Here is a 15,319-nt window from a genome sequence, read left to right on the forward strand (position 1 = left end):
CTGATAATGCTGATTACTTTCTCATTGAACTCATTGACGATGCACTTGAAGGAAATTCATTCCTGATTGACCAGAAAGAAATAAAGATAGAGATAGATGTCCCTGAAACGATTAGAATCCGACTTTCACAAACTCATGCTCACCAACTCTTCAGCAATCTCATCAATAATGCTGTAAAGTTCAATATGCATAAAGGAGCAGTCAGGGTTAAAGCCAGTCATGAGAAGAACGGAGTTACTATCACTATATCTGATACCGGAATTGGAATTTCAGAAAATAAAATAGAGAAGATCTGGGATGAGTTTATGACAGGAGATGCAGCACGTAAAGACCCGGAGGCAAAAGGTCTTGGCCTGCCTATAGTCAGGCAGATAGTCACTCTGCATCAGGGAATCATCAAAGCCTCAAGCAGAGGAATAGGTAAGGGAACGACTATAACACTCTGGTTCCCTGATAAAACTCGCAAGAATTAGTGTCTTTTTCGTTGTGAATGAGACACAGATTCATATACTTCCTGCATGAAGGTACTGTATCCGCTTTCCGGCAGGCATGTCTCTGGAGTTTTTTATGAGGATGGGTAAGAAGCCTTGGGGGGGCTGACCTGAATGCAGATTACTGCAGAAGAGATAGTGCCCTTTCTCTTTCTTCTGATGCTGGTCTCTTCAGCTTCGGCAATGATCTGCCTCGGACTTTATTCCAGAAGATATCCGGGAAATCCTGCAATAATACCGTACCAAATCCTGATGTTCAGTGCTGCCTACTGGGCCCTGAACTATGCACTTGACCTCTCAACCATCAATCTCTCACAGAAGATCTTCTTGCAGGAGATCAGATTTATTGTCATCCCTTTCATCGGGGTAATCGATCTTTGGCTGGTCCTTCTGGTTCTTCATAAAGCCGAATGGATCAGAGGATGGCGATGGAAAGCGCTGCTCATTCTTCCTGTCATTACAGTACTGGCAGCCCTCACAAGTAGGTACCATACCCTATTCAGGTACAACTATAGTGTTGACCTCACCGGCCCCCTCCCTACACTAACATTTCAAAACGGCCCATTGTTTCTTGTTCATATCGGATTCACATATCTCCTACTCATCGCCGGACTTGTGCTTCTTCTCCTGATACGGGAAGAATCTCACGGAATATATCTGAAACAGCGAATTCTGCTTTTTGGAGCACTGGCATTTCCGACAGTCCTTGACATCATATTCCAGATTGGTGGGACCCCGATTCATGGAGTAAACCTTGCTCCTATCTTCTTCTGGATTGTCGGTATAATCTACGTTATAGCCCTTTTCAGGTTCGGATTTCTCGATATTGTCCCTATTGCACGAAGCCGGGTTATCGAAGAGATGGGTATGCCGATGATCGTGCTTAGCACCGATTCACGGATCGCAGATCTGAACCCTACAGCAGAGAGACTGCTTGGTAGTGATTCAGCAAGAATTCGTATAGGACAGGATATTGCCACTGCCGCTGCATCATGGTCTGAATTTACCTCATTTTGTTCATCTTCAGAGGGCAGAAAAGAACTATCAAAACAGGATGAAGAGGAGACCAGGATATTTGATGCTAGTATGGAGTTGCTATATTCTTCTGAAGGAATTCCTGAAGGCAGGCTCATTCTCTTAACTGATATTACAACACAGAAAAAACTCGAAACCGAGATCAGAAGGAGTGAGGAGCGGTGGAGAAGTATCGTGGATGGTGCACCGTTTCCCATTGTTATCACCCAAATTTCAGACAACAAGATAATGTTTGTAAATCAACGGACCATCAGGCAGTTCAACCTCTCGTACGATGATCTTATCGGGAGGAGCACTGAGTGTTTCTACGTAGACCTGACAACCAGGGAGCGGCTTATTGCCACACTGCAGACACAGGATGAAATTGATGATATTGAAATGAAGATGCAGGCAGGAGACGGAAGAACATTCTGGGTGTATGCATCGGTCAGAAAGATCCAGTACATGAGCAGGGATGCCTTCTTCATCTCGTTTGCAGATTTTACTCAGCGAAAGAACCTGGAAGAGACCCTGACCAGTAAAAACAGGGAACTTGAACTCGTCACTTTCTCGCTTACTGAAACCAATAAAAAACTCAACCTCCTCTCCTCCATCACCAGGCACGACATCCTGAACATGGTTCAGGTCATCTCAACAATATCAGAGATTATCAAGATTGAAAAGACAGAACCAGGCCTACAGAAACAGATCGGTATGATAACAGATGCAGGAAAAACTATCCAGAACCTGATAGAATTCACGAGAGAATATGAAGATCTCGGACAAAAAACTCCGGTATGGCAGAATATCTCACAGACCCTGCAGAGCAGAAGTATCAACCAGATCTGTTCTGGTATCACCCTAATCACACCTGAAAGAGCAGTTGAGATTTTAGCTGATCCGATGCTCTCCAAGGTCTTTTTTAATCTTGTAGAGAACTCTATCAGACATGGAGGAAATATTTCGACCATACAGGTATCAACTGATACCGAAGGGGAGACACTTAAGATCATCTATGAGGATGATGGAAGGGGCATTCCTCAAGACGAGAAACTGCTTATTTTCACAAGAGGTTTTGGGCGTAATACCGGCCTTGGACTCTTCTTTATCAGGGAAGTTCTTGAGATCACCGGGATGACCATTACAGAAGAAGGAGTACCCGGAGAGGGAGTCAGGTTTGTGATAAGAGTTCCGGAGGGAAGATTCAGGTTCATCTAATCTCATAACCAAAACCTTCACCTAATCAGGAGGACGATCTTTGGTAAGGATGACACAAAACCAGAGGTATGTTGTAGCCTTTAATGCAAGCCCGCGAAAAGATGGGAATACTGCACGACTGATTCGATATGCCTTAAGCAAGATCGAGGAGCAGGGTATCAAAACCGAACTTGTTCACATCGGGGGAAAGCAGATCCATGGATGCATCGCTTGTGCAAAATGCTGGGAGAACCAGGATCGTCATTGTGCATTGACAAAAGATGTGGTGAACGATTGCATTGACAAAATGATTCATGCTGACGGGATCATCATCGGGTCACCCACATACTTTTCAGATATTACTCCTGAAGCAAAAGCCCTTATCGACAGGGCAGGATTTGTATCTATAGCCAATGGAGGACTCTTCACAAGAAAGGTTGGAGCGGGAATTGCAGCAGTCAGACGGGCAGGAGCAGTTGCTGCCCTTGATTCCATCAACCATCTCTTTGGAATATGTGACATGTTTACAGCCGGATCCACATACTGGAATCTGGGTATTGGGCTCGAGCCTGGAGATGTGGATAAAGACGAAGAGGGGATCAAAACTATGGAACGTCTTGGTGAAAACATTGCATGGTTCATCACACAACTCAAGAATTGAAAATCACCACTTTTTTTCTCTAGATTTTTTTCAGGCCCATGATCTTGTCACAAGCGACAGGATAAATAGGAGGCCACGGAGATATTGAGGTACGCATTCTGATTCACACGACAAGGCCGGATAATGCACCGGTGTGATCTTAAGAAAAATACCCATTATTCATGTCAGATCCTATCCATGTTCTCTACGTTGACGATGAGCCTGTGCTGCTAGACATCGGAAAACTTTACCTCGAACAAGACGGTCAGTTCAGGGTAACTGGTCTGTCTTCTGCAGAGGAAGCTCTTGCAACACTCAAAGAAGGATCATTTGATGCCATTGTGTCAGATTACATGATGCCTGAAATGAATGGAATCTCGTTTCTAAAGGAGATCAGAAACCGTGGTGTTTCAATCCCATTCATCCTCTTCACCGGCAGGGGGAGAGAAGAGGTTGTAATTGAGGCATTCGATAACGGGGCAGATTCTTACGTGCAGAAAGGGGGAGAGCCAAGACAACAGTTTGTAGAGCTCAGCCACAAAATATCCCAGGCAGTCCAGAGAAGAGAAGCCGAAAGAAAACTTCGGGATAGCGAGGAGCGATATCGGAGTGTTGTTGAGGACCAGACCGAGTTTATCTGCCGAAAAAAGCCGGACCGAACCCTCATCTTTGTAAACGATGCATTCTGCCGCTACTATAACGTTACACGAGAGGAGATCACTGGAACCAGGTTTATCCCACCGATTTTTGAGGCTGATATCGATGCTGTCGAGCAACTTCTCAAATCATTAACACCTGATAATCCGGTGAGAACCATTGAACACCGTGTTGTTTCTGGTGATGGGAAGATCAAATGGCAACAATGGGTAGATCGGGGAATTTTTGATACGCAGGGAAGATGCATCGAGATTCAGTCGGTTGGCCGGGACATCACTGTAGCAAAAGAAGCAGAAGAGACGGTATCCTATTTCGGCAAAATACTTGATGACTCCCTTAATGAGATCTACCTTTTTGATGCAATTTCTTACCGATTTATCGAGGTTAACAGGGGAGCCAGGGAAAACCTGAGATACAGTATGGATGAACTCTCCTTGCTTACGCCCATAGATATTAAACCTGAATTTACCAGAGATAAATTTGAGTCCCTGATAAAACCCCTTCTCGATGGTAAGGAAGAAAAAACCCGTTTTTCTACAATTCACAAGAGAAAAGATTCAACAACATACCCTGTAGAAGTGCACCTGCAGATCATGAACATGCAGGAACGCCGCCTTTTTGTCGCGATAATCCTGGATATTACCAGCAGAAGACGTGCTGAATCAGCACTGACAAATGCGGAAGAACGGTTTCGGATCCTCTTCCGTCAATCTCCGATTCCATATCAGTCGCTTGACGAAGACGGAAAGTTCCTTGATGTCAACGATGCCTGGCTTGAGACACTTGGGTACTCATATGACGAGGTTGTCGGAAACTGGTTTGGGGACTTTATTATATCTGAACATCAGGGGCTTTTCAGGGAGAGATTCCCCATGTTCAAAGATATCGGAAGGGTTCACGGGATCGAGTTCAGGATGAAAAAGAAGAATGAAGAGACAATCCTGGTCTCATTTGATGGAAATATCGGAAAAAATCCTGACGGATCATTCAGACAGACCCATTGTGTATTCAGGGATATTACCAGGGAACGCGAGGCAGAGTTATCACTCATAGACCGGGAAGAGCGGCTCAATCAGGCAATCCACGGGGGAGATCTTGGAACTTGGGACTGGGACATCCCTTCAGGCAGGATAGCAATCAATGACCGATGGGCATCCATGATCGGGTATGCACCTGATGAGATCGTCCCTCATTACAATTCATGGATAGAACTCGTTCACCCTGATGATCTACCTGGAGTACTTGAAGCACTGAGGGAGACGATTGAGGGAAAAATACCCCATTTTGAGTTTCGGTACCGGCTCAAAGGTAAGAACGGGGATTGGATATGGGTTCTTGACAAAGGGAAGGTTATAACCAGGAGTACAGATGGATCTCCCATCAGAGCAGTAGGTACTCATCTGGATATCACCGGAGTCCAACTTATCCGTGATCATCTCAGGGGAATGAACCAGTACCATCGGGGGCTCATTGAGGCCAGCATTGATTCGTTTGTGACCATCAACGAGCAGGGCAAGATGACTGATGTCAACAAAGCCACTGAGAAACTGACAGGCTATAGCAGAGATGACCTGATTGGGAAAGATTTCTCTGACTACTTTACAGATGCCGACACAGCCCGAATAGGGAGCAGGATTGCATTTGAGAAAGGGGTTATCAGGGATTATCCCCTGGAGATTAGACACAGAAACGGAACCATCACCCCTGTCCTGTACAATGCATCTGTTTACCATGATCAGGAAGGCAGAATTGTTGGGATATTTGCGGTTGCACGTGATGTAACTAATATCAGGAAGACAGAGGCTGAACTAAAAGCTTCAGAATCTTTCCTTAATGCGGTACTCGACTCACTGCAGGACGCCATAGGGATGCAGAAGACCGATCACCGGATTATCAGGTACAACCGGGCAGGATATGAACTCCTGCACAAAACTCCAGACGAGGTCATAGGGAAGAGATGTTATGAACTCATCGGAAGAACATCTCCATGTGAAGATTGTGCAACTACCAAATCCCTGGTCTCAAAGAAGATGGAACAGACAGAGCGGTTCGTACCTGAACTAGGATTATGGTTGGACTGTAGATCTAAACCACTTCTTGATGAAAAGGGAGAGGTTGCTTTCATTGTTGAGCAACTAATCGATGTCACACAACGAAAACAGGCAGAAGAGGCGTTGAAAGAGGCAAACCAGAAGCTCAGGCTTCTCACCGGACTTACCAGGCACGATATCCTCAACCAGCTCAGTGCCTTGCAGGCTTTTCATGATCTGATCCTCCAGACATCGGATCCTGAAGTTATTCACACCCGTATAAAACAATCACAAGACGTATGTGACAGGATAGAGCAGATCATCGGGTTTACCCGCGAGTATGAAGATTTTGGGATAGTGTCAAGCGGATGGCACAGAATAAAACCACTCATCAGATCTGCATGCTATGAGGTCAGGCTAGGAGGAATGCATCTGACCGAGACGATACATCCGGGTCTGGAAGTTTATGCAGACCCTATCATCAGAAAAGTGTTTACAACTCTATTAGAGAATGCCATCCGTCATGGTAAGGATATTACAAGGATTACTGTCTCTTCAAAAACGGTGGAGAATTCACTGATAATCATGTTCGAGGATGATGGGACAGGGGTTGAAGAATGGGAAAAGGATATGATATTTGATCATGGGTATGGGAAACATACCGGAATAGGACTCTTTCTCGCAAGGGAGATCCTCGCAATCACTGGACTTTCAATCAGTGAGACAGGAAAGCCTCTCGAGGGGGCACGGTTTGAGATATTCGTTCCGGAAGGAAAATATCGATTCGCCTGATAAGTAAGTGAAAATTGGTACACTGATCAGGGAATAAAGTTTAGTTTCCGGGCATTTATTTATAAGAAAGAATTGTACCCATCTACACAGAAGGTAACAAGTCAACCCCTCATGAGTGATCAGGGTAATAGGCACGGATGTGAGTGATCATGAACCAACCAGAACCAGCGGGCAATACTGCAAAATGTTCGTATCCAAGTCCAATACTCCTACTTGGCATGGTCATTACCGGGTTCATCATCGCTGCAATCGTGATGTTAGTTATCCCCTCTTCGGGACCGATGGATGCCATTACTGGATATAGCCCGGTAAATCTTACACCTGATGAGAAGCAATGGATTGCAGACCATCCTGAAATTTTTGTATGCCCTGATCTGAACTACCCACCGTTTGAACAGATCACAAAATCTGATGACTATCTGGGGATATCGGCAGATCTACTCAGAGAGGTTGGAAAAAACACCGGACTTCGCATAAAGGTGTCTCATGAAAAAGACTGGGACACATGCATCGCAAAGATCAAAAACGGATCTGTGGACATTCTCGGAGCAGTATACATTTCCAGTCTCAGGGACGATTACCTGGTCTATTCTGAACCCTATTATCGCTCACTCCTCCCCATTATCACCAGATCAGATACCCCAACCGATATGACCCTTGAACAGTTAAGAGGAAAGAGAGTTGCGTCAGTTGGAGAATATACAACGAATCTGTTGTTAAGAGAACAATTCCCAGACATCAATATCGTCACGGTGCCTGATGTCAGATCCGGACTTATGGCCGTCTCTCTTGGAACCGCAGATGCATACTTTGGAGATTTAGCCTCTGCAACATACTACGTCGAGTCTGAAGGGATAACTAATCTCCATGTGTCAGGGTCGTATACCCCAAAGAATACTACAGAATTTCAATATGCCTTTGGAATCAGGAAGAATGCACCAGAACTGCTCAGTATCGTAAACAAAGGGCTCAAGGCAATACCGCCTGAAAAACGTGACGAGATCTTCAGACGATGGATATCTCCCGCACTCACAAAACATCCGATTGATCCGGTTTTAATCCTGCTTACGATCGGAACGGTGATTGCCCTCCTTCTGGTGACTGGGGGAGTAATCATCTGGAACCGATCTCTCACCCGAATTGTGAGTGCGAAGACCTGCGATCTAGAACGTGAACTGGCTGATCACAAAAAAACTGCAGATACCCTGCTCATCACACGATTCACGGTAGATCACAGCCAGGCTATGTTTCTCTGGATAGATAACAACAAAGATATCCGTGACTTTAATGAGACCTTCTGCCAAGCGACCGGTTATTCACAGGATGAAATCACAAATATGCACTTATCAGTTCTTAATTCACGTCTTAATGATGATACCATAAATGGACTCATCACCAGAGTCAGAAAAGATGGACGGATCAGGATAAAATCAAACATTAAAACTAAATCAGGCAGTGACCTGCCGGTTGAGATAGTGCTCTGGTATTTTACCTTTGAAGGTAACGAATGGTTCTGTGCCGAGATGCAGAACATCACCGAAAGAATACGGTTTGAACTTGAGCGGGAGACGGTAATTACACAGATCCAGCGTAACCTTGCCGAACTCTCTGCTTTGAATGATGGGATCAGAAACCCGCTCACTGTCATCCTTGGGACAAATGAAATCTACAGCACTGATGGAACACCGGTGATAGAAGAGCAGGTTAGAAGGATTGATGCAATGATCAACCAACTCGACCTGCGATGGAATGAGTCTGAGAAGATCTTCAGGTACCTGAAAAATCATTACGGTGTCACAGTAAAACAGTCTAAAGAGAGTGATACTAATACTATGGAAGTTTCAGAATTCACAGAGAACACGACCTAAAGTCTTGATAAGATTGTGCTCACCACTCCTTCATACGGCCTGAATACTGATATCCTTATATCTCGTTGCAGAATAGGGTGCTTTATCACTCTAATTGTGGGCGTGCCGGTTTTGTATACATTGGTAAAAAGTTCAAGCGAGGGCGGGGGCGTCCTATTAAAAACTACAGAACCAGTCATTCCCACGATCTTATCACGGCTTTTTCCAATCAATTCTTCAAATGCCGGGTTTACATCAATAAACCGATAATCAGTCACCACCCCTCCATCGGTGATCATCTCCCTGAGTGCATGCCCATCGCTCATATGCATAAAGAGGGCCTGGTACTGCTGCTCCTGATGACGGGCATACTGGTTTGCCTGACGAATTTCGTTGATTTGTTCACGAAGTTCCTCTTCAGCTCTTGCTATCTGTTCATTCGCAGCCTGGAGGTCTTGTTCAATCTTCTCCCTTCTTGATATTTCACGTGCCTGCTTAACATTCTGAAGGCCCTGAAGCGATAACTGGTTCGCGATAATAAAAAGGGCCTCTGAAACGCTCAAAAACTGTTGCCTGCTCATCCTCGGAACTAAAGCCAGCGCTTCTTCAAAAGCTACTCGATCTGCCCCAATCTCGTCGGCGTAGAGGAGCATGCGATCATAATCAGCCTGCTCATCAAGGACCTGACCAATAAGCCAGTTAGCCACATGCCTTGTTCCTATACTGATACTAGTCCCGGCATCCCAGAGTCCGCCTGAGAGACACGGGGAGATCACCGGCCCTTCTGGATGATACCTCCCAAGAACTGCATCAGAGATGTAACAGTTTTTTTGACCCTTTTCAGTTTTTCGTATGATATTGTTGCAAAGATGGCAGAAGTTACTTGGTTTCGTTATAGGTGTGCCATCAAGTTCAGTAATAATGGATGCAACCCCGGTCGCAGATGAGAAGGCATCCTGGATCTTCTGGATATCGTCTATACTGAAGACGTCATAAAAGGTGAGCGACTCGGTTTCAGTTTCAGGACTTGTGAGTAAGATGATCTTATGTCTGATTGCATCTTCAGCCAGTTTTCTTCTGACCGCCTGCCTGACATTTGAGGCCAGCTCAACATACTGCGATCTCGGATCTCCGCCTTTTTGAAGGTAAAAATCAGCACCTGCATTCAGGGCATCAATTGCAACAGATTCGCGACCTTTTCCAGTGAAGAGAATAAACGGAAGATCACCAAACCGGGATCGGACAATATGGAGCAGTTCAATACCACTCATTTCAGGCATATCATAATCAGCGATAATCGCATCATACGGTCTTCCCCCCAGAAGTTCAAGGGCCTCTTTTCCGCTTGAAGCGGTCTCAACCGTGATATCACTCATCCGCTCAAGAAAAAGTCTGCCAACCTCGAGAAGAGTCGGCTCATCATCAACAGTGAGCACGGTTATCATGTAGTATTGTCAACCTCCCGGAATATTTTGAGATTATTCAGAAATACTACTCCTACTTCACGAATTATAACCTTTTGGAATCTAGCACCCTTCATTTTCTGAACATGCCGGAGAGTTCTTCAAGTGATCTGATTCTGAATATCTCATCAATATCAAGCCCTATTGTATAGGTCGGGAAGAGACCACCCATATGCATTCTGGTGATGTCGTGGATCCTTGACTCTATCACCAGTGGGAGTACCATGGCAGCCATTTCATCCCTGCTAACTGCTGGTACTGATTCTGAAGCTGAGCGGTTAAGCATCTCTTCAGCCTCTTGGATTCTGAATAACTGATCAGAGCAAAGTGTCCTTGCAATTCTCCGGCTAAGGGCACTCTGAAAATACTGCATTATTATGAACTGGGATAAAAAGAGCAAGAGGATCCTGATATCTGCCCTGTCCTGAACAAGGACTGTGGCATCCACATACATACCAAGGGTAAATCCAGGCATCAGGATTGCAATCAGCAGAATAATTGTCGCACACGAGGCGATAATAACTACCAGGACCCCGAAGACGGCAATCAGCAGATATCGAATCCAGTGATCTGAAGTAATAAAAGTAAGTGACCGGGTGAAGAAAGAAAACTGGCGTTTGAGACAGGAGAGATCCAGATAAAAAATCAGGATCCCAAGGCACTGGATTATTATGAGCAGGGAGGTAAGGGGGGGAACGTTACCATTTGCACCAAGGGCTATCGCATACATGAGGGAGAGGCTGTATATTAAAACCATTCCTGATGTAAGCGGCATGATGCCAAGGAGAAAGAACCGGATGGCTAGTTGCAGTATGATCCTGCGGTTTTTGACAAGATGCAGGTTTTTCAGCCAGGGGAGCAGAGGATCGCGGTCAGATCTGCTTTGAGTAGTCTTCCTGAAAAGGCCGGGTATCAGGATGAATGCCACCGGAAGGAGAGGATAGATGAGATAAAAGTAGAGGCTTGCAAGAATCCACAGGACCATATAACTGCCGGGCCTGTCTGCAAGACAGATGAGATTAAGAATAGCGGCAACTACGAGGGCGCCATATCCTGCCGCATGAATGCGATCAGAATCGATCACTGCAAGAAGAGCCTGGAGACGTAATTTCTCATCTGCAATGGCATTTTCAAGATATGCAGCCTCATCGCGGCAAGCCTCCTCCATCTGTTCATCTGTTTGCTGATATTCCATATATTCCTGCACAACAAGACCCCTGCGGCATATTAATACAATCTCTCGTCGATGGCTACCATACTGATGTATGTCGCCAATCGAAGATTTTCTGCACCCTCTCCATGAAGGACTCTGGGAGGTGGTGATCCCCAGGGATCAGGTGACAGAACCACTCGGAGAAGGATGGGAACGATCACAGATCAACGTACCGACACCCGGAACCATAGCCAGTTACCGGTGCGGACAATACCATCTGCATGAGACAAAAACCGAATTCAGAGTGCATCTTGATCGGTACGATCCCAAGAAACATCCCCTTCTTCACCTCATCGATGATGCACCTCTTCTGCTGATGATATCAGAGACCTTCATCACGCTCATCTCCTTCACCAGGGAATACTACCGGTCTGGCACAAGCGAACAACTAAAGGAACAAAATGCGATCCTTCGCCATCATCTTATCCTGGGTCCCCTGGTAATTTTCATGGGTCTTATCTTCTTTATTGTTCCAGACCTGACCTTTCTGGGGATTACAGCCTACCTGATCCCGGGAGTGGTTCTGATTTCAGGAGTGCTCGCCCTAAAAAGCTGCATCTCAATTCGTCCATTCAGGGTGGTGAATCGCAATGACCTCATAGGAGGAGTCTGGATCATCGGGGCAGGTCTCATTCTTGGTGCAATTCCTCCTAAACTCTGGGGAGGTGTGATCCTTGTCATCCTCTCAGGATGGATGTTTGCATCATCTGTCATGCTACTTAGGAGAGTGCTGAAAGGACGAAAAGCGGTCCCCGAGGGATTCATCAGCAGAATGCTCATCGGAGCAGTTTCCCTGCTACTTGGAATAGTAAGTTTCATTGAACCGGCAGCAGTACTGATAATTTTTATGGATGTTCTTGGTGCACTGACAGTAATTGTCGGGGGAATCATTACCCTCACCGGTGTGAGGCTCAGAACTCTTATGCAGCCGGTTTGATTCCTATTTTTGAATGACAACAGGGGGAATCAGAATGAACCCCCATCTTCCAGTCGTCGCTCTATCATCTGAATCCGGTCTTCGATTTCATCGCTCATCAGGAGTTGCCCGGCCCTGATGAGATATTCTCTGGCTTTCATGAGATTATTTTCATCAAGGTAATTCTCTGCAATACCTGTGAGAAGCGAGATGATCACAGGATCTGGGCCACAGGGAACATTCCTGTCAGAAAGGATCTTCTTTCCATTGAGGTTGTAATATCCATAATCTATATCACCGGTCTGCCCTGTGATGAGCTTTAATTCCTCCCGACCGTCAGGTGACTCTTCCCAGGTCTCTGCCATCAGGTAACAGGTTATGGCAGCCTCTTCATCCTCCTGTAATGAGAAGAAAAATCCCTGATTTCTGAATGCAGTTGCAAGATCCTCTTTCATCCACGCTGTTCTGAATGACAACACGAGCAGGGGGACTGCTTCGGTTGTATGCCGGCTTTGAAGCATGAGAGAGACAATCTCTCCCAGTATTCCTGCATGTACAGGACTCTGGTGCCTGGCTTTTTCAAGAACGTTGAGTGCTTTCTCATCCTCCTTAATTCCTTTAAGGTATTTTGCGTACAGGTAGAGGATGTCAGTTGGGAGATACGGGAGCACAATAACGTCATGTTCAGGTTCACACTCAGTTAAGTACCAGGTGTACTCGATAAGATCACGAAAGGATCTGAATTCTTCTGAACCTGATTCAGGCCACAGATGTTCGCCAAACGGGAGGAGAAAAGGGAGAATTACAGAAGCCTGATCATAAGACCTGGTTATTACATTACTGGAGAGATCAGCGAGAAGAGGAACCAGAAAAGGTTCAGGGTTACCTGACTCCTCACAGAAGCGGACAAAATCACGCGGAGAAGAATTTGAGAGCAGTACCCTGCTGATCTCCCCGGCAATGAGGAAGTAACAGGGGTGACCCTCATATCGCTGGCAGGCTGTGAGCAGATACCGGTTGAGATCTGCTGATTCATAGGGAAGACCGGCCAAAATATCCTGTATAGCAGCTTCGCACCGCCCGGTGCTAATCATATTCGCTCCGGCAGGAGATATGGCAGAAAAGGTACTCTGGAACAAGTCAGAAGATCAGACCTACCCGGCACGTGAGAACAAATCATCACCACTCCTGAATTCAAGGCCCGGGTGAGGGTCAAAGCGTACAACCCCGACTACTGCTTTTCCAGCGACTGCTTTTTTTACTGCAGCAGTACCCTCGATCCCAAAACCGCCACAGAGTTCAATCGCACCAACCCCTTCATCAACGAGGCTTTTAGCGATCTCTTCAGCCATCTGATAATCTGCAACCCCGACTGTTGTCAGGATTACTTCTGGAGTGGTTACAACCGAACGGTGTTTCACCGGATCTGCATCAGGTGCAACAAAGATGAATGCTGCTTTCAGTACCATAGTACCTTGATTGCACCGGCCCGAAGATATAACAAACGTAAAAATTGGGAGTGCTTCCCTTGAGAGTCTGGGTTGCACCATGTTCAGGTGAAACAACCGGGTTCAGGCTTGGGTCTCTTCTCCAAGATCGCAGAAGGAATCTTCATCCAGATCGCTGTATAACGGGCAACCCGGACAACTACAGTGGAACCCCTTTGGGCAGGTCCCAGAGAGAGAGTCAGCTTTTGCCTGTGTATCCTCATCAATCAGGGTTGTGGCGTTTGATTCGCTGATACTGTCCTTCTTTGATGAAGAAGTGGTGGCGATTGTGGGATCCTGACACCCGTCTTTAGTATCTGCTGCTGTAACATTGCCGATGATTCCTGCGGCAAAACTGAGCAGACAGAAGATCTGCAGGATGATGAGAATTCTATTATGATTCATAAACAGTTCCTACGACACCGGGCTCCTGATTATCCGTTTCATTCGTGCTTTAAACTGAACAACATGAAGCAGAGCACATACTGCCATCAATATTCCTGACCAATCATGTAGATCAGTTATTAGGGCTATGGGAACCTGACGATAGGTAAACCCAAATGTGGTCAATAGACCTGGCCATTTTATTATTCCAGTAATAACACAGATCACCGTTGAAACAAGGAGGATCAGTGTTGTTATATTGATGAGCACTTTTCTCTTCATGATCCATAAGATACCGGATAATCAGAGCCGGTATGCGATACCAGTTCTCTGATAGCAGAAAATATAAGCGGCCAGGATGTCCCAGGTTAGATCCCCCCTCTCCCTGGCTCAGTGTTTCACCGAAGAAAATGGCAAACGGGATGTCTTAATCGTGAGAGGCAACCACATGGTTGCAGAAATAGACTAAAAAGTTGGATCTTCTTTTTCAGATATCAGACAGAGTCCAAACATGGATCTTCGGAAGAACAAATGTCTCCGGCAATCATGTAGTCCATTTCAGGTATCAGAATTTTTTTCATTTTTACTTATTCTGATCCTGTCAGGAGTAGGTATATGTGCTGCTGATTACACTGCATCTGACTGGAACAACCAGGGTGAATCATATTACAGCAGCGGAGATTACGATGCTGCTACTACGGCTTTTATGAACGCAGTTGCTGTAAACCCGAATTATGCAGAGGCGTGGGATAATCTTGGAAAGGCATATGAGCAGGTGGGCAGATATCAGGATGCCGTTCTTGCATACCGCCGGGCTGTTGCAATAAATCCCGGTTATACTGAGGCCTGGAATAATCTTGGTGATGTATACGAAAAACTGGGAAGATATGAGGATGCACGTGATGCATATCAGAGGGCCACATCAATTACTTCAGATTTCTCAGTTCCACCAATGAATCAGCACCCACCCAATGGTCAACCAGGTCAGTATCCAGGAAACCAACCTGCCGGACCACAAATGCCAGGAATGAATCCGGGTCTACAGTCCGGAAGATAACTGACAGAAAGGGCTCCCAAAGGGATTGAGTCTGGCTTTTTTTTCTGATGTTAAAAGGTCACCAGTGAGTCTTCGGCTTACAGGTGACACTCACAAAAAATCCATAATTGAAGTCCATTCAGAGTTTTTTC

13 protein-coding genes are annotated in these 15,319 nt (G+C 45.7%); 7 read left to right on the forward strand and 6 right to left on the reverse strand.

Features of this window, described 5'->3' with window-relative positions; genetic code table 11:
- The 5 genes from VN429_RS01555 to VN429_RS01575 all read left to right on the forward strand — a co-directional run.
- Positions 1–473: sensor histidine kinase (locus VN429_RS01555; RefSeq protein WP_325629064.1), on the forward strand; the 473-nt coding region annotated here is incomplete at its 5' end.
- Between the two features lie 132 nt (positions 474–605).
- On the forward strand, positions 606–2,723 hold the full coding sequence (locus VN429_RS01560) for a histidine kinase N-terminal 7TM domain-containing protein (RefSeq protein ID WP_325629066.1): 2,118 nt from the start codon (positions 606–608) through the stop codon (positions 2,721–2,723).
- A gap of 49 nt (positions 2,724–2,772) precedes the next feature.
- On the forward strand, positions 2,773–3,363 hold the full coding sequence (locus tag VN429_RS01565) for a flavodoxin family protein (protein WP_325629068.1): 591 nt from the start codon (positions 2,773–2,775) through the stop codon (positions 3,361–3,363).
- A 161-nt stretch (positions 3,364–3,524) separates the two neighbouring features.
- On the forward strand, positions 3,525–6,821 hold the full coding sequence (locus tag VN429_RS01570; RefSeq protein ID WP_325629070.1) for a hybrid sensor histidine kinase/response regulator: 3,297 nt from the start codon (positions 3,525–3,527) through the stop codon (positions 6,819–6,821).
- A 149-nt stretch (positions 6,822–6,970) separates the two neighbouring features.
- Positions 6,971–8,689, forward strand: coding sequence for a transporter substrate-binding domain-containing protein (locus VN429_RS01575; protein WP_325629072.1), 1,719 nt, complete (start codon positions 6,971–6,973; stop codon positions 8,687–8,689).
- Here the strand turns inward: VN429_RS01575 and VN429_RS01580 are convergent.
- Positions 8,686–10,113, reverse strand: coding sequence for a PocR ligand-binding domain-containing protein (locus VN429_RS01580; protein ID WP_325629074.1), 1,428 nt, complete (start codon positions 10,111–10,113; stop codon positions 8,686–8,688). The two genes, VN429_RS01575 and VN429_RS01580, sit on opposite strands and share 4 nt — an antisense overlap.
- A 91-nt stretch (positions 10,114–10,204) precedes the next feature.
- Positions 10,205–11,326, reverse strand: coding sequence for a hypothetical protein (locus VN429_RS01585; RefSeq protein ID WP_325629076.1), 1,122 nt, complete (start codon positions 11,324–11,326; stop codon positions 10,205–10,207).
- A gap of 70 nt (positions 11,327–11,396) precedes the next feature.
- Here VN429_RS01585 and VN429_RS01590 point away from each other — a divergent pair, with 70 nt between their 5' ends.
- Positions 11,397–12,281, forward strand: a complete 885-nt coding sequence (locus VN429_RS01590) for an HdeD family acid-resistance protein (protein ID WP_325629078.1) — start codon at positions 11,397–11,399, stop codon at positions 12,279–12,281.
- A 29-nt stretch (positions 12,282–12,310) separates the two neighbouring features.
- Here the strand turns inward: VN429_RS01590 and VN429_RS01595 are convergent, their stop codons facing one another.
- The 4 genes from VN429_RS01595 to VN429_RS01610 form a co-directional block, all read right to left on the reverse strand.
- Complete coding sequence (locus tag VN429_RS01595) at positions 12,311–13,354, reverse strand: hypothetical protein (RefSeq protein WP_325629080.1); 1,044 nt, start codon at positions 13,352–13,354, stop codon at positions 12,311–12,313.
- 60 nt (positions 13,355–13,414) lie between these two features.
- Positions 13,415–13,729 carry a DUF6506 family protein gene (locus VN429_RS01600; protein ID WP_325629082.1) on the reverse strand — a complete coding sequence of 105 codons (315 nt, stop codon included), beginning with the start codon at positions 13,727–13,729 and terminating at the stop codon, positions 13,415–13,417.
- Between the two features lie 102 nt (positions 13,730–13,831).
- On the reverse strand, positions 13,832–14,152 hold the full coding sequence (locus VN429_RS01605) for a hypothetical protein (RefSeq protein WP_325629085.1): 321 nt from the start codon (positions 14,150–14,152) through the stop codon (positions 13,832–13,834).
- Between the two features lie 9 nt (positions 14,153–14,161).
- Positions 14,162–14,413 carry a DUF4405 domain-containing protein gene (locus tag VN429_RS01610; RefSeq protein WP_325629087.1) on the reverse strand — a complete coding sequence of 84 codons (252 nt, stop codon included), beginning with the start codon at positions 14,411–14,413 and terminating at the stop codon, positions 14,162–14,164.
- A gap of 229 nt (positions 14,414–14,642) precedes the next feature.
- Here VN429_RS01610 and VN429_RS01615 point away from each other — a divergent pair, with 229 nt between their 5' ends.
- Positions 14,643–15,188 carry a tetratricopeptide repeat protein gene (locus VN429_RS01615; RefSeq protein ID WP_325629089.1) on the forward strand — a complete coding sequence of 182 codons (546 nt, stop codon included), beginning with the start codon at positions 14,643–14,645 and terminating at the stop codon, positions 15,186–15,188.
- Positions 15,189–15,319: the final 131 nt, after the last annotated feature.

It is taken from the genome of Methanospirillum sp., assembly GCF_035560735.1.
GTDB lineage: Archaea > Halobacteriota > Methanomicrobia > Methanomicrobiales > Methanospirillaceae > Methanospirillum.

Coding starts and splice junctions, on each gene's coding strand:
- VN429_RS01575 (WP_325629072.1), top strand. CDS start 6,971: ATGAACCAACCAGAACCAGCGGGCAATACTGCAAAATGTTCGTATCCA.
- VN429_RS01580 (WP_325629074.1), bottom strand. CDS start 10,113: ATGATAACCGTGCTCACTGTTGATGATGAGCCGACTCTTCTCGAGGTT.
- VN429_RS01570 (WP_325629070.1), top strand. CDS start 3,525: ATGTCAGATCCTATCCATGTTCTCTACGTTGACGATGAGCCTGTGCTG.
- VN429_RS01615 (WP_325629089.1), top strand. CDS start 14,643: ATGGATCTTCGGAAGAACAAATGTCTCCGGCAATCATGTAGTCCATTT.
- VN429_RS01605 (WP_325629085.1), bottom strand. CDS start 14,152: ATGAATCATAATAGAATTCTCATCATCCTGCAGATCTTCTGTCTGCTC.
- VN429_RS01585 (WP_325629076.1), bottom strand. CDS start 11,326: ATGGAATATCAGCAAACAGATGAACAGATGGAGGAGGCTTGCCGCGAT.
- VN429_RS01565 (WP_325629068.1), top strand. CDS start 2,773: ATGACACAAAACCAGAGGTATGTTGTAGCCTTTAATGCAAGCCCGCGA.
- VN429_RS01595 (WP_325629080.1), bottom strand. CDS start 13,354: ATGATTAGCACCGGGCGGTGCGAAGCTGCTATACAGGATATTTTGGCC.
- VN429_RS01610 (WP_325629087.1), bottom strand. CDS start 14,413: ATGAAGAGAAAAGTGCTCATCAATATAACAACACTGATCCTCCTTGTT.
- VN429_RS01560 (WP_325629066.1), top strand. CDS start 606: ATGCAGATTACTGCAGAAGAGATAGTGCCCTTTCTCTTTCTTCTGATG.
- VN429_RS01600 (WP_325629082.1), bottom strand. CDS start 13,729: ATGGTACTGAAAGCAGCATTCATCTTTGTTGCACCTGATGCAGATCCG.
- VN429_RS01590 (WP_325629078.1), top strand. CDS start 11,397: ATGTCGCCAATCGAAGATTTTCTGCACCCTCTCCATGAAGGACTCTGG.